The sequence below is a fragment of the Martinezella tropici genome, from assembly GCF_008370325.1.
Lineage (GTDB): Bacteria > Pseudomonadota > Alphaproteobacteria > Rhizobiales > Rhizobiaceae > Rhizobium > Rhizobium tropici_B.
Genome location: NZ_VNIP01000001.1, coordinates 368,826 through 395,353 on the forward strand (window position 1 = coordinate 368,826; position 26,528 = coordinate 395,353).

At 60.8% G+C, this 26,528-nt stretch carries 27 protein-coding genes and 1 tRNA gene; 19 read left to right on the plus strand and 9 right to left on the minus strand.

Annotated elements, in window-relative coordinates; genetic code table 11:
- Positions 1–43: 43 nt before the first annotated feature.
- Positions 44–1,534: a sensor histidine kinase gene (locus FP026_RS01840; RefSeq protein WP_246665211.1), complete on the plus strand. Its 1,491-nt coding sequence runs from the start codon at positions 44–46 to the stop codon at positions 1,532–1,534.
- A gap of 125 nt (positions 1,535–1,659) precedes the next feature.
- Positions 1,660–1,736: transfer RNA gene (locus FP026_RS01845), tRNA-Arg, on the plus strand.
- 137 nt (positions 1,737–1,873) lie between these two features.
- On the opposite strand, the gene FP026_RS01850 is transcribed toward FP026_RS01845, so the two are convergent.
- Positions 1,874–2,314, minus strand: coding sequence for a MarR family winged helix-turn-helix transcriptional regulator (locus FP026_RS01850; protein ID WP_149632929.1), 441 nt, complete (start codon positions 2,312–2,314; stop codon positions 1,874–1,876).
- 61 nt (positions 2,315–2,375) lie between these two features.
- Between FP026_RS01850 and FP026_RS01855 the strand changes: the two genes are divergently transcribed.
- Positions 2,376–2,819 carry an SgcJ/EcaC family oxidoreductase gene (locus tag FP026_RS01855; protein ID WP_149632930.1) on the plus strand — a complete coding sequence of 148 codons (444 nt, stop codon included), beginning with the start codon at positions 2,376–2,378 and terminating at the stop codon, positions 2,817–2,819.
- 160 nt (positions 2,820–2,979) lie between these two features.
- Here the strand turns inward: FP026_RS01855 and FP026_RS01860 are convergent, their stop codons facing one another.
- Positions 2,980–3,861 carry a haloalkane dehalogenase gene (locus FP026_RS01860; protein ID WP_149632931.1) on the minus strand — a complete coding sequence of 294 codons (882 nt, stop codon included), beginning with the start codon at positions 3,859–3,861 and terminating at the stop codon, positions 2,980–2,982.
- A 170-nt stretch (positions 3,862–4,031) separates the two neighbouring features.
- On the opposite strand from FP026_RS01860, the gene FP026_RS01865 reads away from it, so the two are divergent.
- Positions 4,032–4,622: a TetR/AcrR family transcriptional regulator gene (locus FP026_RS01865; RefSeq protein ID WP_149632932.1), complete on the plus strand. Its 591-nt coding sequence runs from the start codon at positions 4,032–4,034 to the stop codon at positions 4,620–4,622.
- A gap of 124 nt (positions 4,623–4,746) precedes the next feature.
- On the opposite strand, the gene FP026_RS01870 is transcribed toward FP026_RS01865, so the two are convergent.
- The gene (locus FP026_RS01870; protein ID WP_149632933.1) at positions 4,747–6,303 is read right to left on the minus strand and encodes an MDR family MFS transporter; all 1,557 of its coding nucleotides are present in this window, start codon (positions 6,301–6,303) and stop codon (positions 4,747–4,749) included.
- Positions 6,300–6,749, minus strand: a complete 450-nt coding sequence (locus FP026_RS01875) for a MarR family winged helix-turn-helix transcriptional regulator (protein ID WP_149632934.1) — start codon at positions 6,747–6,749, stop codon at positions 6,300–6,302. The genes FP026_RS01870 and FP026_RS01875 overlap by 4 nt, the downstream gene beginning before the upstream one ends.
- A 147-nt stretch (positions 6,750–6,896) precedes the next feature.
- On the opposite strand from FP026_RS01875, the gene FP026_RS01880 reads away from it, so the two are divergent.
- Positions 6,897–7,364 (plus strand): BA14K family protein, encoded by a 468-nt coding sequence (locus FP026_RS01880; protein WP_432444073.1) that lies wholly within the window; start codon positions 6,897–6,899, stop codon positions 7,362–7,364.
- Positions 7,365–7,411: 47 nt separating this feature from the next.
- Here FP026_RS01880 and FP026_RS01885 read toward each other — a convergent pair whose 3' ends face one another.
- Positions 7,412–8,338, minus strand: coding sequence for an oxidoreductase (locus tag FP026_RS01885; RefSeq protein ID WP_149632935.1), 927 nt, complete (start codon positions 8,336–8,338; stop codon positions 7,412–7,414).
- Positions 8,339–8,562: 224 nt separating this feature from the next.
- On the opposite strand from FP026_RS01885, the gene FP026_RS01890 reads away from it, so the two are divergent.
- The 5 genes from FP026_RS01890 to FP026_RS01915 all read left to right on the plus strand — a co-directional run bounded on the left by FP026_RS01890 (position 8,563) and on the right by FP026_RS01915 (position 14,082).
- The gene (locus FP026_RS01890) at positions 8,563–9,261 is read left to right on the plus strand and encodes a class I SAM-dependent methyltransferase (RefSeq protein WP_149632936.1); all 699 of its coding nucleotides are present in this window, start codon (positions 8,563–8,565) and stop codon (positions 9,259–9,261) included.
- A gap of 12 nt (positions 9,262–9,273) precedes the next feature.
- Positions 9,274–9,918: a TetR family transcriptional regulator gene (locus FP026_RS01895; RefSeq protein ID WP_149632937.1), complete on the plus strand. Its 645-nt coding sequence runs from the start codon at positions 9,274–9,276 to the stop codon at positions 9,916–9,918.
- 211 nt (positions 9,919–10,129) lie between these two features.
- The gene (locus tag FP026_RS01900; RefSeq protein ID WP_149632938.1) at positions 10,130–11,011 is read left to right on the plus strand and encodes an aldo/keto reductase; all 882 of its coding nucleotides are present in this window, start codon (positions 10,130–10,132) and stop codon (positions 11,009–11,011) included.
- Positions 11,012–11,572: 561 nt separating this feature from the next.
- On the plus strand, positions 11,573–12,865 hold the full coding sequence (locus FP026_RS01910) for an alpha/beta hydrolase (RefSeq protein ID WP_432444082.1): 1,293 nt from the start codon (positions 11,573–11,575) through the stop codon (positions 12,863–12,865).
- Positions 12,866–13,044: 179 nt separating this feature from the next.
- Positions 13,045–14,082, plus strand: a complete 1,038-nt coding sequence (locus FP026_RS01915) for a 4-hydroxyproline epimerase (RefSeq protein ID WP_149632941.1) — start codon at positions 13,045–13,047, stop codon at positions 14,080–14,082.
- Between the two features lie 201 nt (positions 14,083–14,283).
- Here the strand turns inward: FP026_RS01915 and FP026_RS01920 are convergent, their stop codons facing one another.
- Both FP026_RS01920 and FP026_RS01925 read right to left on the minus strand, forming a co-directional pair.
- A complete protein-coding gene (locus FP026_RS01920) occupies positions 14,284–14,718 on the minus strand; it encodes an RbsD/FucU family protein (protein WP_149632942.1) in 435 nt (144 codons plus the stop codon).
- Positions 14,702–15,949: an ROK family transcriptional regulator gene (locus FP026_RS01925; protein WP_149632943.1), complete on the minus strand. Its 1,248-nt coding sequence runs from the start codon at positions 15,947–15,949 to the stop codon at positions 14,702–14,704. Before FP026_RS01925 ends, FP026_RS01920 begins: the two co-directional genes overlap by 17 nt.
- Before the next feature lie 246 nt (positions 15,950–16,195).
- On the opposite strand from FP026_RS01925, the gene FP026_RS01930 reads away from it, so the two are divergent.
- From FP026_RS01930 to FP026_RS01955, 6 genes are all read left to right on the plus strand, one after another.
- Positions 16,196–17,221, plus strand: a complete 1,026-nt coding sequence (locus FP026_RS01930) for a sugar ABC transporter substrate-binding protein (RefSeq protein ID WP_149632944.1) — start codon at positions 16,196–16,198, stop codon at positions 17,219–17,221.
- A 176-nt stretch (positions 17,222–17,397) separates the two neighbouring features.
- Positions 17,398–18,462, plus strand: coding sequence for an ABC transporter permease (locus FP026_RS01935; RefSeq protein ID WP_149632945.1), 1,065 nt, complete (start codon positions 17,398–17,400; stop codon positions 18,460–18,462).
- Complete coding sequence (locus FP026_RS01940; RefSeq protein WP_188112471.1) at positions 18,438–19,247, plus strand: ATP-binding cassette domain-containing protein; 810 nt, start codon at positions 18,438–18,440, stop codon at positions 19,245–19,247. Before FP026_RS01935 ends, FP026_RS01940 begins: the two co-directional genes overlap by 25 nt.
- Entirely contained in the window at positions 19,244–19,876 is a 633-nt protein-coding gene (locus tag FP026_RS01945) for a nucleoside triphosphate hydrolase (protein WP_149632946.1), read from the plus strand. Before FP026_RS01940 ends, FP026_RS01945 begins: the two co-directional genes overlap by 4 nt.
- 143 nt (positions 19,877–20,019) lie before the next feature.
- Entirely contained in the window at positions 20,020–21,060 is a 1,041-nt protein-coding gene (gene pyrC, locus FP026_RS01950) for a dihydroorotase (protein WP_149632947.1), read from the plus strand.
- Between the two features lie 200 nt (positions 21,061–21,260).
- Complete coding sequence (locus FP026_RS01955) at positions 21,261–22,412, plus strand: GGDEF domain-containing protein (protein WP_149633144.1); 1,152 nt, start codon at positions 21,261–21,263, stop codon at positions 22,410–22,412.
- Positions 22,413–22,556: 144 nt separating this feature from the next.
- Here FP026_RS01955 and FP026_RS01960 read toward each other — a convergent pair whose 3' ends face one another.
- Positions 22,557–23,036: a DUF1772 domain-containing protein gene (locus tag FP026_RS01960; RefSeq protein ID WP_149632948.1), complete on the minus strand. Its 480-nt coding sequence runs from the start codon at positions 23,034–23,036 to the stop codon at positions 22,557–22,559.
- Positions 23,033–23,863 (minus strand): NmrA family NAD(P)-binding protein, encoded by an 831-nt coding sequence (locus FP026_RS01965; RefSeq protein ID WP_149632949.1) that lies wholly within the window; start codon positions 23,861–23,863, stop codon positions 23,033–23,035. The genes FP026_RS01960 and FP026_RS01965 overlap by 4 nt, the downstream gene beginning before the upstream one ends.
- Positions 23,864–23,962: 99 nt before the next feature.
- On the opposite strand from FP026_RS01965, the gene FP026_RS01970 reads away from it, so the two are divergent.
- The 3 genes from FP026_RS01970 to FP026_RS01980 all read left to right on the plus strand — a co-directional run bounded on the left by FP026_RS01970 (position 23,963) and on the right by FP026_RS01980 (position 26,434).
- Positions 23,963–24,613 carry a TetR/AcrR family transcriptional regulator gene (locus FP026_RS01970; RefSeq protein ID WP_149632950.1) on the plus strand — a complete coding sequence of 217 codons (651 nt, stop codon included), beginning with the start codon at positions 23,963–23,965 and terminating at the stop codon, positions 24,611–24,613.
- A 124-nt stretch (positions 24,614–24,737) separates the two neighbouring features.
- On the plus strand, positions 24,738–25,436 hold the full coding sequence (locus tag FP026_RS01975; RefSeq protein ID WP_149632951.1) for an orotate phosphoribosyltransferase: 699 nt from the start codon (positions 24,738–24,740) through the stop codon (positions 25,434–25,436).
- Between the two features lie 71 nt (positions 25,437–25,507).
- Positions 25,508–26,434, plus strand: a complete 927-nt coding sequence (locus tag FP026_RS01980) for a carbohydrate kinase family protein (RefSeq protein WP_149632952.1) — start codon at positions 25,508–25,510, stop codon at positions 26,432–26,434.
- Positions 26,435–26,528: the final 94 nt, after the last annotated feature.

Sequence of the window (26,528 nt, forward strand, 5' to 3'; positions counted from 1 at the left end):
CGGGACAATTGAAATGGACAGTGGGCAGGATAAGGACGCCGCAATGGGCGGCAAGGTCGCCAAGGGCGTCCTGTCCCAGTTTTGCCGGCCCACGGGCATCTTCGGCGGCCTTTCCGGCAAGCTCCTCATTCTGACCGTTGTTTTCATTTCCGTGGCGGAAGTCCTTATCTTCGTGCCCTCCGTCGCCAATATGCGGCTGCGCTGGCTGGAGGATCGGCTGAATACGGCCGCCGCTGCCGCGATCGTCATCGACGGCCTGCAGCCGGCCGAACTGCCCCGTGCGCTGCAAAAGGAAACGTTGATGGCCACGGGAACGCGGGCCATCGTTCTGCGCAAGGACGGCACCTCGCGCCTGTTGGCCACAGCCGAAATGCCGGCCTCCGTCGATGAAAAATACGATCTTAGCGACGTGTCCCAGCCGACTGCGATCAAGGATGCGCTCGATACGCTGCTGTTTGGCGGTAACCGCATCATCCGTGTTTTCGGCCCCGTCGGCGGCGATGCCAATACCGGCATCGAGGTAGTGCTGAAGGATACCCGCCTGCGCAATGCGATGCTGGCCTATTCGGTCAGTGTGTTCTTCGTCTCCATCCTGATCTCGCTGTTCACGGCGACGCTGATCTTCTTTGCGATCAACCGCATGATGATCCGCCCGATCCGCCGGCTGACGGACAGCATGCAGGCCTATTCGGACGATCCTGAGGATCCGGGCCGTATCCTCGTTCCCGACAGGGGAGGCGACGAGCTTGCCGTGGCCGGCCGCCATCTCGCCTCGATGCAGTCGCAACTGCAGAAGACCCTGAAGCAGCAGAAGAATCTCGCCGCTCTCGGGCTGGCCGTTTCGAAGATCAATCACGACATGCGCAACATCCTCTCGGCCGCGCAACTCATGTCGGACCGTCTTGTCGATGTGGATGATCCGATGGTCAAGCGCTTCGCGCCGAAGCTGCTGCGCACCATCGATCGTGCGGTCGGTTATACGACCGAAGTCCTGTCTTACGGCCAGACCTCCGAGTCGGCGCCGCGCCGGCGCAAGATCCGTCTCCTCGAGCTCGTCGGCGAAGTTCGCGATATCCTCGCGATCGATCCCGACAGCGGCATAGAATTCGCCGAGCAGCTCAGTCCTGATCTGGAGGTCGATGCCGACAGCGAGCAGCTGTTCCGCGTCATTCACAATCTCTGCCGCAATGCCCATCAGGCACTGATTGCTTTCGGCGAGACGGATCCAGACAGTGTCAGGCGCATCACGGTATGGGCGCATCGAATCGGCAGTGTCGTCAGCATCACCGTCGATGACACTGGCCCCGGCATGCCGCAGAAGGCGCGCGAAAATCTCTTCACCGCTTTCCGAGGTTCGGCCCGTTCCGGCGGCACCGGCCTTGGTCTGGCGATCGCCCGTGAGCTCGTCCTTGCCCATGGCGGCACTATTGCACTCGTCGAAAAGCCGGTAGCCGGCACGCAGTTCCGCATCGAGATTCCTGACCGCCCGGTATCCCTTGACGACTATCGCAGCAGAAGCTTCCAAGAAAGATGATTATTTTCAGCTGCTTGGCGCCAATATGCACGAAAATCGCGATCTTTTTCACAAATCCACTTGCATTCCCTCAAGGGACGCTTTAGAGAACCGCCCACGCCAACGGTTTCTTCCGTTTCGGCCACGCACCCGTAGCTCAGCTGGATAGAGCACCAGACTACGAATCTGGGGGTCAGGAGTTCGAATCTCTTCGGGTGCGCCATTTTCCATTATATCGGAACAAGCTTTAAGCTACTTGGCTTGGCTTCGAACTAAGCAAGCATTCGCTATAGGTTGTGCGGCCGACGATGCCACCGCCGAATGTTGTAACCCGCCAGAATGTCTGCCTGCTGCTTTGCCCTAACGCATTCTGGGCTGCATGTCGTCCTTTGCCGCGATGGTCCGCAGGGCGGTGCGCAGCATCTGATAGGCTTGCTCTCCCAATAGCTCACGATATCGTCGTTCGATCCCGTCGTTAAATTCGTGAACGATCTGCATCACCTGCCGCGCCTTCGGCCCAAGGGTGACGAGTTTGGCGCGCCTGTCCGTAGGGTCCGGCGCCCGCTCGACATAGCCAAGACGTTCCAGATCATCGATCAGCTCGCCCATCGCGGCCTTGCCCATGCCGGCCCTCTCGGCAAGCAGGCTGGCTCTGGTTCCCTCTTCATCAATATTGGCAAAGATTGCACCATGCTTCGGTCGGATGGCTGGATGGCCGCGCTCGTGCAGCGTCTGGGTGAGCGCGTGTGCGGACGCTTGATAGGCGTAGAGCAGAAGTGATTGCGTGTAAGGTGTTACCATATTTCCAATTAAGTCCGGTTGCCATATAGTATGGCATTCATACTAAAGGAGGGGACGTGAGATGTCACTGCATCCGGACGTTGGACAAGCCGCGCAACAAATCGTTGATGCGTTCGTCGCCGCATGGAATAGCCACGATGCTGGCGCCTTTTCCGCGATATTTGCGCAAGACGCCGATTTCACTAACGTATTTGGAATGAAGGCAACGGGTCGATCATCGATCGAGCAGTTTCACAGGCCCATATTCGAGACGATGTTCAAGGATAGTCACCTCGAAGCCATCAAAACCCAAATGCATCCTATCCGCCCCGATGTTATCGCGCTCGACATTCACTGGAGCATGACGGGCGCGCGTGATCCGGAAGGGAATGAATGGCCTGAACGCCATGGGCTGATCAACATGGTGATCGTGCGCGAACAAGACGCCTGGTCAATTGCCGTCATGCACAATATGGACCTGCCCGAGGACGGCAAAGCGGAAGCTCAGCGTAAGTTGCAGAGTTGACGCGCTCTTCAGAGCCGGAAGCAAAGCGGGGCTTCTGCTTGCGTAGCGATACCGCGCCGGAATCCATCGATACGCGGTGGAGGTATGCAGATTCCTCCACCGCAATCTCATGGCCGAAGCCAAATATCTGGTTCGCGAAAAGCGCTTGCCGATGAACGGCCTACTTTTGCGTAGCATCGCCGATCAGGCGCCGAACACCAGCCGCAATCGCCGAAGGATGGTCTTCTTGCAGATAGTGTGCGCCTGCGCCGAGCTGAACGACTTCGCAGTTGTGGAGAGTGGACGCGAAGGTTCTGGCAAATTCTGGAGAAACCAGCGCCCCAGGCTCTCCGACAAAAAGTATCTTCGGATAGGTGCTTTCCCGTAGCGCTGCATGGGCGTTTTCCAGAAGCGCCGACACATCGCCAGGCTGACCGGCGATCGGCAGTTCATTGGGAAAACGCCACACTGGACGCCGGCTTTCAGGCGTGGGGAACGGCGCGCGATACGCCGACATTTCCTCTTCGGTGAGCTGACGCTCGATAGAGCCGGGAAGAACACGCTCCACAAAGACATTATCTTCCAGAACGAGTTTTTCGCCGATGCCTGCCGTGCGAAATTTCTGAAACAGTTCTCTGGCCGCCGGCTCGTGGTGAAACTCGTCCCAGCTTTTCATCGGCCGGATGAATTCCATGAACGCGAGGCCTCGCACGAAGTTCGGTCGGCGCGCCGCGCGTTCGAACGCGAGTGCAGTGCCCCAATCCTGGGCGACAAGATAGGCCGAGGAAATTTCAAGGGCGTCGATGAACGCATCGAGATAGCGGATGTGATCGATAAGACGATACTCGATGTCGGGTTTGTCCGATTGGCCGAAGCCGATGAGATCGGGCGCGATGCAGCGGGCTACGGGCGAAACATCTGACATGATATGCCGCCAGATGTAGGACGAGGTGGGATTGCCGTGCAGGAAGAGAGCAACCGGTGCATCCTTCTGCCCTGCTTCCCTATAGGCCATATGCATGTCGAGGACTTCTACGCGAGATTGTTGCATATTGAGAGACATGAGGCTTTCCTTTTTAAATATGGACGTCCGTATTTTATGAGGGCGCGATGCGAGCGACATGTATGTCTTCCCACGGCTCAGCCGGGGGCGGACGGAGGCGGCATCCACCTATTTGGAATGCCCTTCGGCCGCGTCTTGACTATTAATACAGACGTACGTATTGTCAAGTCATGTCAAAGCCGTCGAACAAAAATGAAATCATCGAAGCCGGGATGCGCGTCATGTTCCGCAAAGGATACCACGCGGCCGGTGTCAGGGACGTGGTTGCCGAAGCGGGCGTGCCGCAAGGGTCCTTCACCAATCACTTCCGCTCCAAGGAAGCCTTCGCTGTCGAAGTTCTCGACCACTATTTCGCGCATACGCGAAAGCTCGTCGGGGAAGCATTGAACGATCGCTCGCTGCGTCCCCGCGATCGCCTGCTGCGCTATCTCGACATCATCACCGAACGCCTCGCAGCCGACGACTATTTTCGTGGCTGCCTGATCGGCGATTTCAGCATCGAGGTTTCGCAGACGAGCGAGCTGCTGCGCGAACGGCTTTCCCAGATCTACCGGGAATGGCTTGCGCCGTTCGTGCGTTGTATCGAAGAGGCTCAGCAGGCCGGCGAGATCGGCACGCGGTTTCCCGCAAACGATCTTGCGGATTTTCTGCTCAGCTCGTGGGAAGGGGCAATTCTGCGAATGAAGGTGGAACGCGGGCCAGAGCCTCTCGACAGGTTCAAACGCATTGCCTTTGCGACGATTTTCGTCGGCGGCGTCTGAGCGGGAGGTTGGAAATCAACCTGGCATAAGCAGATTGAGCATGAGGCGAGTAGCGGCTTCACGCACGCGTCTCTCGTGGATGCGTTGCGCTGCCGTTTCGCAATTGCTTTTGCCCGTGCGCAGCTCAGCTGCGGCGTGCCTTTTCCTGTCCTTGATCCATCTTCAGCGGCAATTCCGGCAGAAACAGCAGCGCGATCACCGCCAGTGCCACGATGGCGGTTCCCGTCGCGAAAGTCATGGCGATTGCGTGACGATAGAGCGCTATTGCCGCGGCGTGAGCCTCAGGGGAGGCGGTGGCGAGTTGTTTCATGCCGGCTTCTGTCAGGGATGATATGTGGACCCCATCCAATACGCCGCCGGCATTTTGCACGCGATAGGCCAGGATGGCGCCCGAGCCGGTGACGCCGATGAGGCCGCCGAGCGAGCGGAAGAAGGCAAGCGTCGCCGTCCCGACGCCGCGATGGGCAAGCGGCAGGGCATTTTGCACCGCGATCGTCATCGTGGGCATGACCAGGCCGAGACCGAGGCCGAGGGCGAAAACGGTGGGCTCGATGACCCAGAAGCCCTGGCTGGTGGCCGCCGCCCAGGCGAGCGTCGCGAAGGCAGCTGTTGCCAGGCTGAGGCCGCAGAGCTGCGCCGGCTTGTAGCGTCCGAAGCGGTGCAGCAGCACGCGCCCGTTGACCATGGAGGAGATGACGACGCCGATCATCAGCGGACCGGTAAGCAGGCCCGAATGCGAGGGGCTGACCCCCATGACCATCTGGAAGAACAGCGGAAAGAACAGGCTTGCCCCGAGCATGCCCATGAAGGTCAAAGCCAGCACGAGGCAGGCGACGACGAACAGCCGGTTGCGGAAGAGATCGGGCGGCAGCACCGGTTCGGGCTCGCGCCGGATGTGAAGGATGAGAAAGACGAAAAGGACGAGCGCGACGGCGGAGAGGCCGAAGATCTCAGGCGAGTTCCAGGCCCATTCATTGCCGCCGAGTGCGAGCACCAGCAGGAAGCTCGTCGTGCAGCCGGTCAGCAGCGCCGCGCCGAGATAGTCGATGCGGCGGCTGCGTGCCTGATGCGGCCGCTTCAGCGCCCGTCCGATCATCACGAGGGCGACGGCGCCGATCGGCAGGTTGACGTAGAAGATCCAATGCCACGACAGGAGATCGGTGATGATGCCGCCGGCGATCGGGCCGATGACGCTGCAGATGGCGAAGACCGCTGCGATCGAACCCTGATTGCGCCCGCGTCTCGCCGGCGGCACGATATCGCCGATGATGATCTGCGCCAGCGGCAGCAATCCGCCGGCGCCGATGCCCTGGATCGCCCGGAAGATGATGAGCTGCATCAGCGTCTGCGCCATGCCACTCAGCACCGAACCCAAAAGGAAGATGAGGATCGCCGCATAGATCATCGGCTTGCGGCCGTACTGGTCGCTAAGCTTGCCATAGAGCGGCATGGTGCTGGTCGAGGCAAGCACATAGGCGCTGACGACCCAGGAAAGATGCGTCAACCCGCCGAGATCGCTGACGATGCGCGGCAGCGCGGTCGCGACGATGCTCTGGTCGATGGCGCCGAGGCCGAGAACGATCATCAAGCCGAATATGACGGCGCGGATCTCGCGGCGGTCGGGCTGATCGGCCTTCGTCGGCACCGGCACCGGAGCGGTGTTCATACTTTCGGCGTTCATTGACCGATCTCCATCAGCGGTTCGATCGCGGCACGGATGGCTTCGCGCTGTTGAGGCGATAGTTTGACGAGCTCCGAGGCGAGCCAATCGGTTCGCCGTTGCTTCAGGCGGCGAATGAATTCCTGCCCCTTCTCGGTGGCAATCAGGCCATTGCGGCGCCGATCGTTCGGATCCGGCTCCGCGCGCGCGATGAGCCCATCCCGCTCCATGGCCTTCACATGCCCTGATATCGTCGGTCCGCGCAGCTTCTCCATCCGCGCCAGCTCGGCAACGCCGATGCCTGGTTGGCGGATGATGGCGACCAGCAGCAGGCCGTGCAGCGGCGACAGCTCGGCTTCGTCGCTCTCGCGCCGCAATTGCCGATAAAGACGATGGAGGGCAGGCCGCAGCGCTTCGGCGAGCGCATACGCGTCTTCGATCCCGTGATAGCCGTCGGTTTTGCTCATCGAGCCTCACTTGCTAATAGATAGGTAGGCTTCCTACCTATAGATCTATCGCGCGGGATGTACTTGCGCAAGCAATAATATTATGAAACATTTTCAATCAATGCGCGTCGTTCAACCCTGTTGCGACCCGCGAGGAGGAGGAGAGCTGTGAAACGTTTCCTGACAACCGTGACAGTGACTGCCCTGAGCGCTCTGCTTAGCATTACCTCTTTCGATCCGGCCGCCGCCGCGCCGATCCAACCCCTGATCCAGCCGGCAATCCAGCAGACCGAAAGCCAGCCTGCCGCCGGGGTGATCGAAGTCCAATATCGCCATCACAACCGGCACTATCGCCGGCATTATCGGCCGCACTACCGCCCGCATCATCGCCCGGGCTATTGGCACGGCCATCGCGGCTATCGCTATGCCCGTCCGGGCTACCGCCGTTATAATGATGGCTGGTGGTATCCGATGGCCGCCTTCACCGCCGGTGCGATCATCGGCGGGGCCGTTTCACAGCCGCCACGTGGCAGCGCTCACGTTCGCTGGTGCGCGAGCCGCTATAAGACCTATCGCGTTTCCGACAATACCTATCAGCCGAGCAAAGGCCCGCGCCGCCAGTGCGTGAGCTCGTGACGTGACGGTTATTCGATCCCTCCCCGCGCAGCGGGGAGGGATTCGTTTCAGGCTGCCGCGGTCAACTGCTCCGAAACATCCCACAGCCGTCGCCAGATGGCTTGGTCGCGGGCATGCGAAGCGATCTTGGCGCGCACCGGCGGCCCCCTGAGTTCGTAAAAACCATTAGGGCCATACATGGCGCCGCCCTCCGCCGCGGGTGAGGTGGCGGCAAAGAGCGTCGGCAGGGCGCCGGCCGCTGCCGTATGCGATAGAAGCGGCCCCAGCAATTTCGTCATGATTTCGAGACCGCCTGCCCGGTCGCGGCCCATGCGCGGACCCGTGGTCTGCAGGCCGGTCGCGGCGTAGCCGGGATGGGCGGCAATGCTTTTCAGCTTCCAGCCCTCGGCGCGGGCGAGGCGGTCGAGCTCCAGGCTGAACAGCAGCGTTGCCAGCTTCGATTGGCAATAGGCGGACCAGGACCGATAGCGCCTGCGCCACTGCAGATCGTCGAAATTGATCCTGCCGCTGCGATGTGCCAAGCTGCTGACGGTGACAACGCGCGGGTTGTCGGCGGCGAAAATCTTCGGCAACAGCCGCATTGTCCAGGCGAAATGTCCGATATAATTGGCGCCCATCTGCATCTCGAAGCCGTCTTCCGTCTCATGCCGATCGGGAATGGCCATGACACCGGCATTGTTGATGAGCAGATCGATACGCGGCACAGTGGCGCCGATACGGCCTGCGGTGCGGGCGACGGAATCGAGGCTGGCGAGATCCAGCGGTTCGAACGTGACGTCCGCTGCAGGTGTCGCCGCGCGGATCTTGGCGAGCGCTTCATTGGCCTTGGTCTCGTTGCGCGAGGCGATGATGACCTTTGCGCCAGCGCCCGCCAGAGCCTTTGCCGCTTCGTAGCCTATGCCGCTGTTGGCGCCGGTGATGACTGCGATGCGGCCCGTCTGTGGCGGGATATCCTTCACTGTCCAGTCTGGCATTGCGGAAACTCCTGTAAAGAGATTGCCATTGCCCATTGTATCTGGTTATTTCTATACTAAATGCAAGTTTGCAATAGATGAAAATATGTGGGCACGAAATTCACGCTCACGCCTGCATATCAGCGATTTAGAGGGTTTAATGGCGCGGCATGCCTTTGAATTGCCACGCTGCTCGGTCCTCATCACCCCACATATGGTATCGTGTCCGAGATTGGATTTGCGGAATGACGACAAAGACTTCATGCGCTGATTTTGTGCAGTTCTTCCGCTCATGGGTCAGCAATCCCTTGCGCGTCGCCGCAGTTGCGCCCTCGGGCGAGCGGCTGGCGAGATTGATGACGCAGGAAATCGAGCCGCTCGATGGCCCGGTCCTCGAGCTTGGCCCGGGCACCGGTGTATTCACACGCGCGTTGCTGGCGCGTGGTATTCCGGAAAGCGCGCTCACGCTCGTCGAGTTCGGCGAGGAATTTGCCGTTCGGTTGCGCCGACGCTTTCCCGAGGCGCGCATCGTGCACATGGATGCGGCGCAGCTCGGCCAATGCGGCCTTTTCGATGACGCGCCTTTCGGCGCCGTCGTCAGCGGCTTGCCGCTGCTGTCCATGCCGCCTTTGAAAGTTGAGGCCATCGTCGGCGGTGCCTTCGAAACGATGAAACCCGGAGGGGCCTTTTATCAGTTCACTTATGGCCCGCGCTGTCCGGTGCAGAAGGCGATCCTGGAAAGTCTCGGCCTGAAGGCAATGCGCATCGGCGGCACGGTACGCAACATCCCGCCCGCCGGTGTCTACAGGATATCGCGGCAAAATCCGCTGGAGCTCTCGATCGGCGGTTCCAAATATCGTAGCACCGGAGAGGGCGTCGGAATCGGTGCGTTAATGCCGGAACCCGGCCATGCCGATAAGGGGCGGCCCGAAGCAAATGCGTAGCGGGGGTAGTGGATGGCGCATAAGCCGGATGTCGATATCGCGGTGAAGGAAGGTCGGCGCGAGCGCAAGCGCCGTCAGACGCGCGAACGCATCGAATCCAGCGCCCTGAAGCTCTTCCTCGAGCGTGGCTTCGATGCCACCACCATCGAGGATATCACCGAAGCGGCCGACGTTTCCAAGCGCAGCTTCTTTGATTATTTCCCCAGCAAGGAGGATGTGGTCAGCGCCTGGCAGGACAGTTTTGCCCGCGAGCTGATCGGCGCGGTTGCCGTCCAGCCCGAAGATGCGTCGATCGTCGACGTCATTGAGGCGGCCGTCAATTCTGCCCTTCGTACTGCCGTCGCCGATCCGCAAAGCCTTGCTCTGGCCGCCCTGATTCACAATACGCCGACGCTTCAAGCCCGCGACCAGCTGAAATACGCCAAGCTGGAGAAGAAGCTCGCGGACGCGCTGCTTGCCCGGGGCAGCGGCAGCCAGGAGGAGCATCTCCGCCTTGGCATGCTTGCGGCCGCCGTCGTGACGATGCTGCGCATCGGCAGCGAGCGCTGGATGCAATCTCCACAGGACGTTTCGGTGGAGCAGTTCGCCCGCAACCTGTTCGATGAGCTTTGGGCCACGCTTGCCGATCTCGGCAAACAGGTGCAACGGCGCACATGACGGTGCCAGACTAGACCCAAGGGAAGCCGCCTGATCGGTCCCGACACATCGTGCATCGACACATTGCATAAGCCGCGCCGCAGACCCATGTAGTATCGGTCGCGACGCCCATCTCTCCCTCGCGAAAATTCGATTTGCCCGTCAAATCTCGGCTCCTCCCCGGATGCCGAAACGCTCAACACATTTCACATCAGCAAAAGGGACTATAACCATGTCAGCATTTGATGCAGCCAAGTCCGGTCAGTTCAAGATCGGTGGTGACCTTCCCGTTCATCGTCTCGGTTTCGGTGCCATGCGCATCACGGGCGCGGGTATCTGGGGCGAGCCGGAGGACCATGACGAAGCCGTCCGCACGCTGAGGCGCCTGCCGGAACTCGGCATCAATTTCATCGATACGGCCGACTCCTATGGTCCGGACGTCTCCGAACGTCTGATCAAGGAGGCGCTCCACCCCTATGGCCACGGTCTCGTCGTCGCGACCAAGGGCGGGCTCACCCGAACCGGACCGAATGTCTGGGTGCCCGTGGGCCGTCCCGAATATCTGATCCAGCAGGCGCACAAAAGCCTGCGCAATCTCGGCGTCGACCGCATCGATCTCTGGCAGCTCCATCGCATCGATCCCAAGGTGCCTGCGGCAGAACAATTCGATGCCGTGAAATCGCTGCTGGATGACGGTATCATCCGCCATGCCGGCCTGAGCGAAGTCTCTGTTGCCGACATCGAGGCTGCATCGAAGCATTTCAAGGTGGTGACGGTGCAGAACCGCTACAATCTGGTCGATCGAACCAGCGAGGACGTGCTCGACTATTGCGAAAAGCACGGCATCGGCTTCATCCCCTGGTTCCCGCTTGCCGCTGGCGATCTCGCCAAGGAGGGCTCGCTGCTCGATACCATCGCGAAGAAGCATAATGCCGCGCCGAGCCAGATCGCGCTTGCCTGGGTGCTGAAGCGCAGCCCGGTGATGCTGCCGATCCCCGGAACGGGCAAGGTCAAACACCTCGAGGAAAACACCGCGGCGGTCGATATCGTCCTTTCCGACGAGGAGTTTGCCGCGCTGGATGCCGAAGGCAAGAAGGCGTTCAAGGCCGCTTGAATTGAAAGTCACCCGGCCGGTGGGAGATTGCTCACCGGTCGGATGGCAGTGAGAGGTGCTTCCAATGCAAAAACGACGATCACAATCATGTGAATCTCTGGATTTGGGTAAATAACGACTGCAAAATAGGCGTCACACCCCCGAAAATGCCGGAAATATGCGATATTTTCGGCGTCTGTGAGGTGAGTGATGCGTTCAGTGCATTGCTGCATTGCGAAAGCCGGCCTGTTCATCCCGACCCGCTCGTTATATCTAATCACTCGAAGGCAGCGCACTCCTCCTCCCAGCGCTCCTTCAATGATTGGCAACACTCCTCCTCCTCCCAGTTGCCAATCCGGATCAAGAGCCCGATGCATCCTCCTCCCGCATCGGGCTCTTTTTTATTTTCAGCCAGATTATCAGTTAGCGGTTTTGGGCGATTGCGTTGCGCCTTTGCAATGCCGTCGCGAATTAGCATCGCGTCATGAGCCAAAGAACCGCCGGACTCGCTTGCGCAGTGGATATGCATGCGTAGAGTGGCGCAACATTCTGGCGGTAAGGAAAGGTTGCATGATGCAGCACATGGCGGGTTCGCACCGATGGGAATGGGCGTTTTTCCGAACTGCCGCCATGGTTGTCACCTTGTCTCTGACCGCCTGCGGTCGCCCGATCGGCGTCATGCAGCCCGTTTCCGAAAACGTGCCGGGCACATCGAAGGTCGATCTTCTCGTTGCCACGACACGCCTGCCGGACCAGGATCCGGCAATTCTCTTCTCGGGCGAGCGCGGCCTGGGCCTGAAGGTGGATGCCGTCAGCGTCTCCATCCCGCCAGAGGCCAATCGCAAGGTCGGCCAGGTTCAGTGGCCGAGCCGCTTGCCCGGCAACCCCTTGAAGAACTTCGTCACCCTTGGTGTCAAATCGCTGGCGACCGAAACGGATGGACGCGCCTGGCTGCATGCGGAACTGCCGAAGAACAAGCGGGTGCTGATCTTCGTGCATGGCTTCAACAACCGCTATGAGGATGCCGTTTATCGTTTCGCGCAGATCGTTCACGATTCCCATGCCGACGTCGCGCCGATCGTCTTCACCTGGCCGTCGCGCGCCAGCATCTTCGACTATGCCTACGACAAGGAAAGCACCAACTATTCCCGCGATTCGCTGGAGGAATTGCTGCGGCGTGTCGCGGCCGATCCCGCCGTCGGCGATATCACCGTCATGGCACATTCGATGGGAAGCTGGCTCGCGGTCGAATCCCTCCGGCAGATGGCGATCCGCAACGGCCGCGTCGCACCGAAGATCAAGAACGTCATCCTGGCCTCTCCCGATCTCGACGTCGATGTCTTCGGGAGGCAGTTCGCAGCACTTGGCAAGGACAAGCCGCATTTCACGCTATTCGTCTCGCGTGACGATCGCGCGCTCTCCCTCTCAAGACGCATTTCCGGCAACATAGATCGCCTCGGCCAGATCGATCCGGCGGCCGAACCCTATCGCAGCGAGCTGGAGAAGCAGGGCATCACCGTTCTCGATCTCACCAAGCTTAAGACCGGCGATGGCCTGAACCATGGTAAGTTCGCCGAAAGCCCTGAAGTGGTGAAGCTGATCGGAGCCCGGCTGATCGAGGGCCAGACGATCACCGATTCCGATGTGGGTATCGGCGACGCGGTCGGCGCCGTCGCCATGGGGGCCGCACAAACGGTGGGCAGTGTGGCGGGCGCGGCCGTCAGCGCCCCGATTGCCATCTTCGATCCGCGCACTCGTCGGAACTACGGCGAACAATGGCGCCGTGTCGGTGCTTCCGCCGGCAATACCGTCGGCTCGCTGGGCGACAGCGTCGAGGCGACCGGCAGCAATGTCGGGGAAGCATTGAAGCAATAGTGCTATTATGACTTGACCAGCTGCGGCGGCTTTCATCGCTGCTGCAAAACGCCATAGCCACGTTAATCGATCTGATATATCAGAAGGGCCTGCCGGTTGGATGGCGCCGGCTACATCACCGGCCAGAATATCCGCGTCGACGGCGGCATACCGCGACATGTCTGATTGGAGCCTATGAGATGAGATGGAAGCGCACGATCCAGTTGCTGGACGTTCATTGCGAAGGGGAAATCGGCAAGGTTGCCATCGGCGGCGTCCCGAAGATCCCGGGCAACAGCATTGCCGAGCAGCTGCATTGGCTGAATACTGATCCGAAGGGCCAGGAGCTGCGCCGTTTCCTCGTGCTGGAGCCGCGCGGTGCGCCGATCGGCTCCGTCAACCTGCTGTTGCCGGCGAAGCACCCCGAGGCCGATGCCGGCTTCATCATTCTGCAGCCGGATCAGGCGCATGCAAGCTCGGGTTCGAATTCCATCTGCGTGACCACGGCCCTGCTCGAATCCGGCATCGTCGAGATGAAGGAGCCGGAGACGGTGGTAACGCTCGACACGGCGGCCGGCCTCGTCCGCGCCACGGCGACCTGCCGCGACGGACGCTGCGAGAAAGTGCGGCTGACCATGGTGCCGTCCTTCGTGCATGAGTTGGATGTCGAACTCGACACGCCGCAATGGGGCAGGATCAAGCTCGATCTCTGCTATGGCGGCATCTTCTATGGGCTCGTCGATGTCGGCCAGATCGGTTTGAAGATCGAAAAGGCGAATGCGGCGGCCCTGGTTCAGGCCGGCATGATCATCAAGGAAGCGATCAATCGGGCGATGACCGTGGTCCATCCCGAAATTCCGGCGATCTCGGGCGTCGCCTATGTGATGTTCCGCGATGTCGATGCCGATGGCGCCATCCGCACCTGCACGACCATGTGGCCCGGCCGCGCCGACCGCTCGCCCTGCGGTACCGGCAACTCCGCCAATCTGGCGACGTTGCATGCCCGCGGCAAGGCTAAGGTCGGCGATGTCTTCAAGTCCCGCTCGATCATCGGTTCGGAATTCGAAGTCGGTCTGCAGGCGGAGACCGAGGTTGCCGGCAAGGCGGCCATCATCCCGACGATCACTGGCCGCGGCTTCACCTTCGGCTTGAGCCAGGTGGCGCTCGATCCTTTCGACCCGATGGCGGAAGGCTTTGCCATGACGGATGTCTGGGGACCTTCGGCGGGGGATATTTGAGGGCGAGTGAAGGCTGGGCTGCTCTAGGTCGGGCAGAGAGTTAGCCCCTCACCCTAACCCTCTCCCCGCATGCGGGGAGAGGGGACTACCTCTCAATCTCGTCTCAGCAATTTTCTGGAAAGAAGGCTGTAGGCGCCCCCATCCCCTTCGCCCCGCAAGCGGGGAGAAGGTGGCCGACAGGCCGGATGAGGGGCGGGCCTGCTATTTTGCTGGATAAATCACACCCTTGCGCAGAATGATATTCCCATAGAGCCGCGGCTCGCTGGTCTGTATCAGCGCATGCGCCTGCCTGACCCGCTCATAGAATTCCGCCGGCAACAGCGGCACGACCCGCATGTCGGGCACATGCCGGGCGCAGCACTCGATCATCTCCGCATGAACGGGGTCGATAGCATCGCGATCCTGCTTGACGGTCGCCCGGAACATCGCCTGCGGCACGAAATCGTCGATCGGCAGTACGCTCAGCACGGCATCGAGCACGGGGATGACGCCGTGGCCGTCGAGACGGATCAGGCGGCGGCCGTGCTCGAGGCCCGGATAGTTGCCGTCGACAAGGGCGATTTCGTCGCCATGGCCCATGGCGCGCAGCGTCGCCAGTAGCTCCGGGCTCAATAGCGGGTCAATGCCCTTCAGCATGCTCAATCTCCTTGAAAAGAACGTTCTGGTCGATCAGGTAGCGCGCGAAGATCGGCAGGCTGGCGCCGCCGACGGCGCGTGCCTGCGGCCCGACGGCACCCTCGATGATCTCGGGCATGACGACCCCCTGAAGATCCAGCTCCGCCGCTGCCTTCATGGTTGCGCGCACCACGCGTTCCCGCACCCAGGCGGGGAAGCCGCCATCGATGACGGCGGCGCTGAAATCAAGAACGGAGGCGGAGGCGACGATAGCCTGTGCCAATGCCTTGGCCGTATCCTGGATCCAGATCTCCAGCGGCTCGCCGAAATCGATCCAATTATCGGCCGAATACCAAAGAGGGCGTGGGTCGAAACCATGATCCCGCAGAAGATTTTCGAGCACGAAGATCGAGGCGATCTCCAGAAGCTGGCGGTTCTCGCCGTTGCGGCCGCGCACGGGCAGGGGACCAAGTGCGCCGGCCGTTCCCGTTCGGCCAACGAAGACGGACGAATTCAAGACGATGCCGCCGCCAAGGAACGAGCCGATGAAGAAATAGACGAAATCCGGATAATGTGGCCCGACGCCGAAGACCAGCTCGGCACCGCAGGCGCTGGTGGCGTCGTTCTGCATGAAGACAGGGTAAGTCACGCGCGAGGCGATTTCGGCTCTTAGGTCGAAACCACGCCAGACATCCATCGCTCCCGGCGGCGCGCCCACCTGCTCGGCCCAGTTCCAGAGCTCGAACGGCGCGGCAACGCCCATTCCGGCGATCTTGCGGCGCTGCTCGTCGCTGAGGCGTCCCTCAAGTTCCTTGATGCCGGCCGCGACGAAGGCGATAATGTCCTGTGGCAGCGGGTAGGGATAGATCTGGTGGAGCTGCATCCTGATGCCGCCGACGAAATCCATCAGCACGAGGTCAGCGCTGCGCCGGCCGATCTTGACCCCGAAGGAGAGTACGGCGTCCGGATTGAGCCGCATCGGAATGGATGGCTGGCCGACGCGCCCGCGTACCGGCGCATCGCGGGACAGCAGCCCGTCTTTTTCCAGTTCGCGCATGATGACGGACACGGTTTGCGCCGAAAGCCCGCTCCGCCGCGCGATATCGGCTTTCGAGAGCGCACCATGACGGCGCACGAGCGATAGCACAAGCCGTTCGTTATGGGCGCGCACGCCAACCTGGTTCGCACCCCCGGAGGGGTCGAGAATCGCCGGTATTGTGGGTGTGTCCTCCGGGCCGTGCACGAGAGACATGGGCCTGCTCCTTCCATCATGGCCATGCCCTATTTTTTTCCAAAATGCCACATCGAATTAATAATTCAATCCGATTTATTTATTGACAGCCGGAAATCTTTAAGCTCAGATATAGGCGTCGAGGACGTGAAAATGACCTTGGAGGAGGTCCACCGGAAATAATCCGACAGGCATTTCGCGTCTCCACGCCGGGTTCCGGCCGGTCATCGCCGGAGGGTTCGGCTTTTCAAACATCGGGAGGATTGAATGAAGAAATCCGTTATTTCCGCAGCAGTTGCTGCTCTGGCGATCGGCGTCGCATTTGCAGCGCCTGCCAAGGCCGCCGGCGTTTCCGCCTGCCTCATCACCAAGACCGATACCAATCCCTTCTTCGTCAAGATGAAGGAAGGCGCGACCGCCAAGGCCAAGGAACTCGGCGTGACGCTGAAGTCCTATGCCGGCAAGATCGACGGTGACAGCGAAAGCCAGGTCGCCGCCATCGAAAGCTGCATTGCCAGTGGCGCCAAGGGTATTCTGATCACCGCTTCCGACACGAAGGGTATCGTTTCCTCGGTCAAGAAGGCACGCGACGCCGGCCTGCTGGTCATTGCGCTCGATACGCCTCTGGAGCCGGCTGACGCTGCCGACGCGACCTTCGCCACGGACAACCTTCTTGCCGGCAAGCTGATCGGCGAATGGGCCAACAAGACGCTGGGCGATAAGGCCAAGGATGCCAAGATAGGCTTCCTCGACCTGACGCCGTCGCAGCCTTCCGTCGACGTTCTGCGCGACCAGGGCTTCATGATCGGCTTCGGCATCGACCCGAAGGATCCGAACAAGATCGGCGACGAAACCGATGCACGCATCGTTGGCCATGATGTCACCAACGGCAACGAGGAAGGTGGCCGCAAGGCCATGGAAAACCTCCTGCAGAAGGATTCCAGCATCAACGTCATCCATACGATCAACGAACCGGCCGCTGTCGGCGCCTACCAGGCGCTCAAGGCCGTCGGCTTGGAAAAGCAGGTTCTGATCGTGTCCGTCGACGGCGGTTGCCCGGGCGTCAAGTCCGTCAAGGAAGGCGTGATCGGCGCAACGTCACAGCAGTATCCTTTGATGATGGCTGCCCTCGGCGTCGAGGCGATCAAGAAGTTCGCCGATAGCGGCGAGAAGCCGAAGCCGACCGAAGGCAAGTCCTTCTTCGACACCGGCGTGTCGCTGGTGACGGACAAGCCGGTTTCCGGCTTGAAGTCGATCGACACCAAGGAAGGCACGGCAAAGTGCTGGGGCTAAGCCCCTTACGAAATGTGATATAATCCCTTCGGGAGCCGCGTCATGCGCCTGCTGGCGCGGCTCTTCTTATAAGGGAGCAGACAATCGCAACAGTCACGTCGGCCGGGGTTTATCTCCTCGGCTGGCCCCTAACAGCCGGCGGTTTCCGTGCATGAGCGCGGTGGCGGAGGAATAATATGTCCGGAGCACAGGAATTCGAACGTGTTCTCGACGGCAGCGACAAGAACGTCGCGTCGTTCGAGCAGCACGATGCCTCTTTTCTCAAGCGCGTGCAGCACTTTCTACATTCGACGCCGGCCGCCGTGCCGTTGATCGTATTGGTGATGGCGATCGTGATCTTCGGTATCGCGATCGGCGGGCGGTTCTTTTCCGCCTATACGCTGACGCTGATCCTGCAGCAGATCGCGATCGTCGGCATTCTCGGCGCTGCCCAGACGCTGGTCATCCTGACCGCCGGCATTGATCTGTCGATCGGCGTGATCATGGTCATTTCCTCCGTCGTCATGGGCAACGTCGCCGTCACTTACGGCCTGCCCGCGCCGGTCGCCATTATCGCTGGCATGACCGCGGGCGGCCTCTGTGGGTTGCTCAACGGCTTCCTCGTCGCCAACATGAAGCTGCCGCCGTTCATCGTGACGCTCGGCACCTGGAATATCGTCATGGCGACGAATTTCATCTATTCCGCCAATGAAACTATCCGCGACACCGATGTCGATGAAAAGGCGCCGCTCCTGCATCTCTTCGCGATCAGCTTCCGGCTTGGCGGCGCGGTGCTGACCCTCGGCGTCATCGCCATGGTGCTGCTGGTGCTGGGCCTGTGGTATATTCTCAACCACACCGCCTGGGGCCGGCATGTCTATGCTGTCGGTGACGATCCAGAAGCGGCGAAATTGTCGGGCATCCAGACCAAGAAGGTGCTGCTCGCCGTCTATGGCGTTTCGGGACTGATCGCGGCCTTTGCCGCCTGGGTTTCGATCGGCCGCAACGGCTCGGTCTCACCGTCTTCGGCCGTGACGGACTTCAATCTTCAGGCGATTACCGCGACGGTGATCGGCGGCATCTCGCTCTTCGGCGGCCGTGGCTCGATCCTCGGCACGCTCTTCGGCGCCATGATCGTCGGCGTCGTCTCCATGGGCCTCAATATGCTCGGAGCCGATCCGCAGTGGAAGGTCCTCCTGACCGGCGTGCTGATCATCGGCGCCGTCGCGATCGATCAATGGATCAGAAAGGTATCGGCATGACCACGACTGGCGAACCCCTTCTCACCGCGCGTGGCCTCGTCAAGCGCTATGGGCGCGTGACCGCGCTCGACAACGCCGATTTCGATCTCTATCCCGGCGAAATCCTTGCTGTTATCGGCGACAACGGCGCCGGAAAATCCTCGCTGATCAAGGCGATTTCCGGCGCGGTGACACCCGATGAAGGCGAGATCAAGCTGGAAGGCAAACCTGTTCATTTCAGGTCGCCGATGGAAGCGCGCGAGGCTGGCATCGAAACGGTCTACCAGAACCTGGCGCTGTCGCCGGCGCTCTCGATCGCCGACAACATGTTCCTCGGTCGCGAGATCCGCAAGTCCGGCGTCCTCGGCTCCGTCTTCCGCATGCTCGACCGGCCGGCGATGGAAAAGCGCGCCCGCGATAAGCTCACCGAACTCGGCCTGATGACGATCCAGAATATCAACCAGGCGGTGGAAACGCTCTCCGGCGGCCAGCGCCAGGGTGTCGCCGTGGCGCGTGCCGCCGCCTTCGGTTCCAAGGTCGTCATCATGGACGAGCCGACGGCCGCACTCGGCGTCAAGGAAAGCCGCAAGGTTCTGGAACTCATCCTTGATGTGCGTGCGCGCGGCTTGCCGATCGTTCTGATCTCGCACAATATGCCGCATGTCTTCGAGGTTGCGGACCGTATTCATATCCATCGTCTTGGACGACGGCTGACCGTCATCAATCCGAAGGAATATACCATGTCCGACGCCGTTGCCTTCATGACCGGCGCCAAAGCGCCGCCGGTCGAGAATGTCGCTGCATGAGCGTCTCTCTTGACGATGTTGCCGGCGAGATCATCGCACGCGCCGGCAACGCGAAACGCTTCCTGGTGGCGATCGCCGGCCCTCCCGGCGCCGGCAAGTCGACACTGGCGGACAATGTCGCCAAGGCCTTGGAGGCGAGGGGCGAAAGCGCCGAAGTCCTGCCGATGGACGGCTTCCACATGGACAATGCCGTCCTGATCGAGAAGGGACTTTTGAAGCGGAAGGGCGTGCCGGAAAGCTTTGACGTCCGCGCCTTTCTCGACATCGTCAAAGCCGTGCGCGCCGCCGACCAGGAGGTGCTGGTACCGGTCTTCGACCGCTCGCGCGAGCTTGCCATCGCCTCGGCCCGCATTGTCCCGGCCGATCACCGCTTCATCGTCGTCGAGGGAAACTACTTGCTGTTCAGCCAGGGCAAATGGGCGGAGCTGGAGGGCCTGTTCGACTATTCGATCATGCTTGCTCCACCCATGGAAGTGCTGGAAGAGCGGCTGTGGGCGCGCTGGAGAGGCTACGATCTCGACGAAGAGGCGGCCAGCGCCAAGGTTTACGGCAACGATCTCCCGAATGGCCGGCTGATTCTGGAAAACCGCCGCCGCGCAGACGTTACCATCGATATCGTGCAGGATTGAGCTTCTCTGTCATTTAACTGCGCTCGCGGATTGTTTTGCGATGGCGGTTGGTGCTATCGAAGCGCACTATCAAAGAGCACGATCCCGAAAAGGCCGAGGCAGCTTTCGGGCTAGATCGCGCTCACATTCCAGAGGTCGCGCCCATGCAAAAGCTCACTATCCGCCGTCCCGACGACTGGCATCTGCATTTGCGTGACGGAGCCATGCTCGAAGGCGTGATCGGCGATACCTCCAGGCATTTCGCCCGCGCCATCATCATGCCCAATCTCGTGCCGCCCGTCGTGACGACGGCGGACGCCGCTGCCTATCGCGAGCGTATCCTTAAAGCGCTGCCGGCCGGTGATCGCTTCCAGCCGCTGATGACGCTTTACCTCACCGAACACACCAGCCCCGACGATGTCGAGGAGGGCAAGGGGAGCGGCCTGATTACGGCGGTCAAGCTCTATCCGGCGGGCGCAACGACCAACTCCCACGGCGGCGTGCGCGATCTGAACAAGGCAATGCCGGTGCTGGAGCGCATGGCGAAGATCGGCCTGCCGCTCTGCGTCCATGGCGAGGTGACGACGCCCGAGGTCGATATTTTCGATCGCGAGGCCGTGTTCATCGAAACCGTGCTCGATCCGTTGCGCAAGCGACTGCCGGAGTTGAAGGTCACGATGGAGCACGTGACCACCTCGGATGGCATCAACTACATCCAATCGGCGAAGGCAAACCTCGCCGGCTCGATCACGACGCATCATCTGATCATCAACCGCAACGCCATCCTCGTCGGCGGCATTCGCCCACACTATTATTGCCTGCCGGTCGCCAAGCGCGAAAGTCATCGCCTGGCGCTGCGCGCGGCTGCAACGAGTGGCGATACCAGGTTCTTCCTCGGCACGGATTCGGCTCCCCATGTCGATCCGTTGAAGGAGTGCGCTTGCGGTTGCGCCGGCATCTATACTTCGATCAATACTATGAGCTGCCTTGCCCATGTCTTCGAGCAGGAGGGTGCTTTGGAGAGGCTGGAAGCTTTCGCATCGCTGAACGGACCCGCCTGGTACGGGCTGCCGGTCAACGAGGACAGCATCACTCTGGTGCGTCGCCCCGATGCCGTGACATTCCCGGCCAAGATCGAAACGGGCGCCGGTCCGCTCACCGTCTTCGATCCCATGTTTCCTCTGCATTGGGATGTTGAAGGCTGAATTTAGATTTATATTATATAAGTAAATTAAAATTTACACGCAATATTGTAGTAATTCATCCGTATTTGCCGCGATATGGAACGTATATTTTACTGATATATATTTTCTTTATTATTTGCCGTAACCAATTTGATACCCCTTGAAGCCTAGCGTGTCATCGATCCCCCTACGGTAGAAAATGAAACCGTTGAAAGAGCATGATGCTGGTCGATTATAACTCCCTACTTCTGGCCCTCGGCGTTTCCGCGTCCTGCCTCGCGGTCACTTTGGTCGGAAGCTGGTTTTCCCGCCGGCCCGATACCTTTCTCCTGACGTGCTCTGCCGGCCTTGTGCCTCTCGTCGCCGGGATCTTCATCTATGGCGCCTATGTCGACCAGCCGCGGCCGCTTCTTGCTATCCTGACTTTCGTGCTGTTTTTCGTCGGCTTTGCGACCATTTGGATGGCAGGTCATCAGTTCCGCACGCGCCACCTCTCCAAAGCTCGCTTTGCTCTCGGCTGCCTGACCGGCATCGGCGCTTCGGGGGGACCTATGCTCGCCGGCTACGACGGGCTGGCCTTCATCGGCGACAATATCGTCATCAGTGTCCTTTTGCTTCTGACGGCGCGCGAATACTGGCTGAGCCGACGTGAAGCGCCCACGCCTCTTTACGGTATCACCGTGCTTTACACGCTGACCGCCATTTCCTTTGCGCTCTGCGCGGCTGTGTTGATCGCCGACGGCAAGCTCGTGCTTGGCCATGCGCCGGACAATTGGGCGGAGGATGTCAGCCTTGCCGTCTGCATTGCGGGGATGACCGGGATCGGTGCATTGTCGCTTGCGCTGCACCAGTGGCGCCAGGCCGCATTCCACCGCCAGGAGGCTATCACCGATTCTCTGACCGGGCTGCTGAACCGCCGGGCCTTGTTCGATCTCTACGGTCGCCGCAGCTTCGGTCCGTCCATGGCCGTCATCATCTTCGACATCGACCGCTTCAAGACCATCAACGATCAGCACGGCCACGCCACCGGCGACCTTGTGCTCAAGCTTTTCGGCCAGGAGCTCGCCTTCGGTTTGCGGCCTTCCGACACGGTAGCGCGTCTGGGAGGCGAAGAATTTGCGCTCGTTCTCGACAATGCGCTGCCGGGGCGCGCGGAGCAGGTCGCAGAGCGGGTGCGTGATGCCTTTGCGGCACGGGCGATCAGCATCGACGACAAGACTTTGGTCTGCACCGTCAGTGCCGGGGTAGCCACCGGCACAATCAAGGGCCTGGGTTTCGACGACGTCCTTCGTGCCGCCGACAAGGCGCTCTACGAGGCCAAGCGCAACGGCCGCAACCGTGTCGAGGTTGCGGCCTATCTGCACGCCGTCTAGAGCATTTCCGCTTTTCTTCGAATCGCGAAAACGCTCTATCTTCTCATTTCCCAACGCATTCCGGACGGAAAACCGCTGCGCACTTTTCCTGGAAATGCTCTAGCCGGTCATCTTCAGGGGCGTACGGCTGCTCTTCCGATGCGTTCAGAACAGGGCTTTCACGAAGGCGCAGGCGGCTAATAGGGAAGCCACCGTGCGTACATGGTTCCACCAGACCCAGTCGCTGAGATAGGTCGACCATAGCCGTGCCGACTCTGCGGAGTGGCCGTCGACCTTGTCGAGCGCGTCGTTGAGCGGCACATTGAACACCATCGTCGAAAGAAAGCTCGCGACGATGTAGAGCGCCGCACCCGCCAGCATCAGCATGCTGATGCTGCCCCGCCAGTAGAGAATTGCCATCACCGCGATGAAGAGCGACAGCGCGGCCGTCAGCAGGAACAGAACGATGAAGGGCGAGCGCACGATCGTCGTGTTGATCGATTGCATGGCAGCGATCCCCTGATCGACGGGAAGGCGGGCGAAGGCCTGCATGATGAAGGTCGAAAAGGCGAAGTAGACGCCGGCGAGAAGGCCGCTGCTGAGTGCTGCGACGATGAGGGCGATATTCGTGATCGGAAAGGTCATGACTGGGCACTCCAGATGCCGGTTGCGGCGGTTTGTCGGGCATAATCGGAAAAGTCTTTCGGCTGCCTGCCGAGGATCCGGCGGATGCCGTCCATGACAGGCGAGTTGCGGCCGTCGAGCACCTGCGTGAAAAGCTCATGCAGGAGATCGGTCGTCTCTTTCGGCAGGCCATAGGCGGTCATCTCGGCGATGAAAGCACCTATCGGAACGGTTTCATACCCGATGATCCTGCCGGAGGCCGCCGCGATTTCGGACACCGCCTGGCGAAAGGTCAGGGCGCGGGGTCCCGTCAGTTCGTAGGTCTGGTTGCGATGACGGGGGTCGGTGAGACACGCGACGGCCGCGTCGGCGATGTCGTCGGCATCGATGAAAGGCTCCGGCACATCGCCGGCCGGCAAGGCGAGCTTTCCCTGCAAAAGGCCGTCGACGAAAGCACCCTCGCTGAAATTCTGGTTGAACCAGCTGGCGCGCAGCACCGTGTAGCCGATGCCGGTAGCCTTGAGTTTCTCCTCGCTGCGAACGGCTCCGTCTTCACCGCGCCCGGAAAGCAGCACGATGTGCTCCACGCCCACCTCGATAGCGGCTTTCGCAAGAGCGGCGATGGCTTCCGCCGCCCAGTCGACCGAAAGGTCCGGCTGGAACGTGACATAAGCGGCGGAAGAGCGTTCCAGCGCCTGATGCCAGGTGCTGCGGTCCTGCCAATCGAAGCGGGGTGTCGTCGAGCGCGAAGCGGCGCGAACCGTGATGCCGCGCTCCTTCAGCCGCTCGGCGACCCGGCCGCCGGTTTTTCCCAGTCCGCCGATGATAGCAATTGTCGAGATCTGCATTTCAAGCTCCTCCAGTGTAAAATGTGATAAATTCTCTCATTTGCGAAATGTGATAAACTCTCTTATATTGCTTGTCAACAGTCACAGGCAGGGAATGGCATGACGCAGGAACCGATCGCGAGACGCAGGCGCAGCAAGGATGAGGCGGGTACCCCGCGCCGCATACCCAGCCAACAGCGTGGCCGTGAGCGCGTGGACCTGATCCTTTCGGTGGCATCCGAGTTGATTGCCAAGAACGGCAGCGATGCGCTGCGTATGGGCGAGATCGTCGAGAAGGCCGGTGTCTCCTTCGGTTCGCTCTACCAATATTTCCCGGACAAGACGGCGATCATCCGCGTGCTGGCGGAGCGCTTCAATGAGCAGGGGCGGCAATGTGTCGAGGACGAGCTGGTGGCGATAAAGAGTGCCGATCAGCTCCAGGAGGCCCTTGGCCGTATCGTCGACGGCTACTATGCCATGTTTCTCGACGAGCCCGTCATGCGCGACATCTGGCACGCGACCCATGCCGACAAACTGCTGCAGCAGGTCGACGCCGAAGACATGGAATGGCATTCGCAAGCATTTCTCACCGTTCTCGAGCGCCTCTGGCCCGAGCGCAACCAAGGCGAACTCGCAAGGATCGCCCGATTGACCATGCAGCTGGTCGCCGCCGCCGTCCGCTACGCGATTTCGATCGAACGGGAAGAGGGTGACAAGGTCATCGCGCTGTTCAAGACAATGCTTCCTGCCGATCTCGGCGCGCTGCGATGATCGCTTTCGGTCGCCTTTACCAGCCGCGGCCGTGACGATACCAGCAAAAGCTTCTATTCGTCTGGAAACTCGGGCAGCTTGCTGCTATTGCCGCTGGAACATTAGCGCTGCGAAGGAGGCCCGCATGACCCAGATGACTTTTACCGATCGCGCCGTCATGGCTGAGTTAGTGGCCAGGATGCTTTGGGAGATCAAGGCGGTCCATTTCAGCGCCGACAAGCCCTATAAGCTTGCCTCCGGCATGGCGAGCCCGGTCTATATCGACTGCCGCAAGCTGATCTCCTATCCGCGCATCCGTTCGACGGTCATGGATTTCGCCGCAAGCATCATCGTGCGCAATGCCGGCTTTGAACAATTCGACTGCGTTGCCGGCGGTGAGACGGCGGGCATCCCCTTCGCCGCCTTCCTGGCCGAGCGGCTGAACCTGCCGATGATCTACGTCCGCAAGCAGCCGAAGGGACATGGCCGCAACGCCCAGATCGAAGGCGATATGCGCGATGGCGCCCGCGTGCTCGTCATCGAGGATCTGACCACGGCCGGCGGCAGCATGTTCACCTTCATCGACGCCATCCGCGCAGCCGGCGGCATCGTCGATCATGGCATGGCGTTGTTCTATTACGACATCTTCCCCGAAGCGGAAGAGCGCTTCGCCAATGGAAAAGTTCGCCTGCATCACATCGCCACCTGGCGCGATGTGCTCGCCGTTGCCAAGGAGCAGAAGCTGTTCGACGGCAAGACGCTCGAGGAAGTCGAAGCCTTTCTCAATGCGCCGCTCGCCTGGTCCGGTAGGAACGGCGGCATTTCGGAGCTGCCCACAAACTGACGCTTTGCTTTTGCTCTGAATTTATCTAATCGATTTATGGACACGACAGACGCGCTCTTTGGGAGGCCGGAATGATATTGTGCTGTGGCGAAGCTTTGATCGACATGCTGCCGCGGGAGACGACCCAGGGCGAGAAGGGCTTTGCCCCCTATGCCGGCGGCGCGATCTTCAACACCGCGATAGCGCTTGGCCGGCTCGGCGTTCCCACCGGCTTCTTCACCGGCCTCGCTGACGACATGATGGGCGATATCCTGCGCGAGACGCTGTCGGCCTCCAAAGTCGATTTCAGCTATTGCGCCATCACGCCCCGCCCGAGCACGATCGCCTTCGTCAAGCTCGTCAACGGCCAGGCGACCTATGCCTTCTATGATGAAGGCACGGCTGGCCGCATGATCACCGAGGCCGATCTTCCGGCGCTCGGCGATGATTGCGAAGCGCTGCATTTCGGCGCGATCAGCCTGATCCCCGACCCGTGCGGCGCGACCTATGAGGCGCTGATGAAGCGCGAGCACCAGAGCCGCGTGATCTCGCTCGATCCGAACATTCGTCCTGGTTTCATCAAGGACAAGGCCGCGCACATGGCGCGTCTCAACCGCATGGTCGCCATGTCCGATATCCTGAAGTTCTCCGATGAGGATCTGGCATGGTTCGGCATCCCTGGCGATCACGATGAACTCGCCGCGCATTGGCTGGCTAAGGGCGCAAAGCTCGTCGTCGTCACCAAGGGCGCGGAAGGCGCGACCGGCTATACCAAGTCGTTGAAGGTCTCGGTTCCGAGCGAGCGCGTCACCGTGGTCGACACGGTCGGCGCCGGCGACACCTTCGACGCCGGCATCCTGGCGTCGCTGAAGATGAACAACCTGCTGACCAAGGCGCAGGTGGCTTCGCTTGAGGAGAAGGCCTTGCGAGATGCCCTCGGGCTCGGCGCCAAGGCAGCAGCGGTGACTGTGTCGCGCGCCGGTGCCAATCCGCCCTGGGCAAATGAGATCGGGCTTTAATTTAACCCTCCCCTTGAGGGGGAGGGTCGGCACGCAGTGCCGGGGTGGGGTGATCCTTTAGTCGTTCCGAGGCGGAGAGCTCAATCACCCCCAC

What these genes read in the sequence shown, in the direction of transcription:
- FP026_RS01840 (WP_246665211.1), top strand. Translation starts at nt 44, where the DNA reads ATGGGCGGCAAGGTCGCCAAGGGCGTCCTGTCCCAGTTTTGCCGGCCC.
- FP026_RS01850 (WP_149632929.1), bottom strand. Translation starts at nt 2,314, where the DNA reads ATGGTAACACCTTACACGCAATCACTTCTGCTCTACGCCTATCAAGCG.
- FP026_RS01855 (WP_149632930.1), top strand. Translation starts at nt 2,376, where the DNA reads ATGTCACTGCATCCGGACGTTGGACAAGCCGCGCAACAAATCGTTGAT.
- FP026_RS01860 (WP_149632931.1), bottom strand. Translation starts at nt 3,861, where the DNA reads ATGTCTCTCAATATGCAACAATCTCGCGTAGAAGTCCTCGACATGCAT.
- FP026_RS01865 (WP_149632932.1), top strand. Translation starts at nt 4,032, where the DNA reads ATGTCAAAGCCGTCGAACAAAAATGAAATCATCGAAGCCGGGATGCGC.
- FP026_RS01870 (WP_149632933.1), bottom strand. Translation starts at nt 6,303, where the DNA reads ATGAACGCCGAAAGTATGAACACCGCTCCGGTGCCGGTGCCGACGAAG.
- FP026_RS01875 (WP_149632934.1), bottom strand. Translation starts at nt 6,749, where the DNA reads ATGAGCAAAACCGACGGCTATCACGGGATCGAAGACGCGTATGCGCTC.
- FP026_RS01885 (WP_149632935.1), bottom strand. Translation starts at nt 8,338, where the DNA reads ATGCCAGACTGGACAGTGAAGGATATCCCGCCACAGACGGGCCGCATC.
- FP026_RS01890 (WP_149632936.1), top strand. Translation starts at nt 8,563, where the DNA reads ATGACGACAAAGACTTCATGCGCTGATTTTGTGCAGTTCTTCCGCTCA.
- FP026_RS01895 (WP_149632937.1), top strand. Translation starts at nt 9,274, where the DNA reads ATGGCGCATAAGCCGGATGTCGATATCGCGGTGAAGGAAGGTCGGCGC.
- FP026_RS01900 (WP_149632938.1), top strand. Translation starts at nt 10,130, where the DNA reads ATGTCAGCATTTGATGCAGCCAAGTCCGGTCAGTTCAAGATCGGTGGT.
- FP026_RS01910 (WP_432444082.1), top strand. Translation starts at nt 11,573, where the DNA reads ATGGCGGGTTCGCACCGATGGGAATGGGCGTTTTTCCGAACTGCCGCC.
- FP026_RS01915 (WP_149632941.1), top strand. Translation starts at nt 13,045, where the DNA reads ATGAGATGGAAGCGCACGATCCAGTTGCTGGACGTTCATTGCGAAGGG.
- FP026_RS01920 (WP_149632942.1), bottom strand. Translation starts at nt 14,718, where the DNA reads ATGCTGAAGGGCATTGACCCGCTATTGAGCCCGGAGCTACTGGCGACG.
- FP026_RS01925 (WP_149632943.1), bottom strand. Translation starts at nt 15,949, where the DNA reads ATGTCTCTCGTGCACGGCCCGGAGGACACACCCACAATACCGGCGATT.
- FP026_RS01930 (WP_149632944.1), top strand. Translation starts at nt 16,196, where the DNA reads ATGAAGAAATCCGTTATTTCCGCAGCAGTTGCTGCTCTGGCGATCGGC.
- FP026_RS01935 (WP_149632945.1), top strand. Translation starts at nt 17,398, where the DNA reads ATGTCCGGAGCACAGGAATTCGAACGTGTTCTCGACGGCAGCGACAAG.
- FP026_RS01940 (WP_188112471.1), top strand. Translation starts at nt 18,438, where the DNA reads ATGGATCAGAAAGGTATCGGCATGACCACGACTGGCGAACCCCTTCTC.
- FP026_RS01945 (WP_149632946.1), top strand. Translation starts at nt 19,244, where the DNA reads ATGAGCGTCTCTCTTGACGATGTTGCCGGCGAGATCATCGCACGCGCC.
- pyrC (WP_149632947.1), top strand. Translation starts at nt 20,020, where the DNA reads ATGCAAAAGCTCACTATCCGCCGTCCCGACGACTGGCATCTGCATTTG.
- FP026_RS01955 (WP_149633144.1), top strand. Translation starts at nt 21,261, where the DNA reads ATGCTGGTCGATTATAACTCCCTACTTCTGGCCCTCGGCGTTTCCGCG.
- FP026_RS01960 (WP_149632948.1), bottom strand. Translation starts at nt 23,036, where the DNA reads ATGACCTTTCCGATCACGAATATCGCCCTCATCGTCGCAGCACTCAGC.
- FP026_RS01965 (WP_149632949.1), bottom strand. Translation starts at nt 23,863, where the DNA reads ATGCAGATCTCGACAATTGCTATCATCGGCGGACTGGGAAAAACCGGC.
- FP026_RS01970 (WP_149632950.1), top strand. Translation starts at nt 23,963, where the DNA reads ATGACGCAGGAACCGATCGCGAGACGCAGGCGCAGCAAGGATGAGGCG.
- FP026_RS01975 (WP_149632951.1), top strand. Translation starts at nt 24,738, where the DNA reads ATGACCCAGATGACTTTTACCGATCGCGCCGTCATGGCTGAGTTAGTG.
- FP026_RS01980 (WP_149632952.1), top strand. Translation starts at nt 25,508, where the DNA reads ATGATATTGTGCTGTGGCGAAGCTTTGATCGACATGCTGCCGCGGGAG.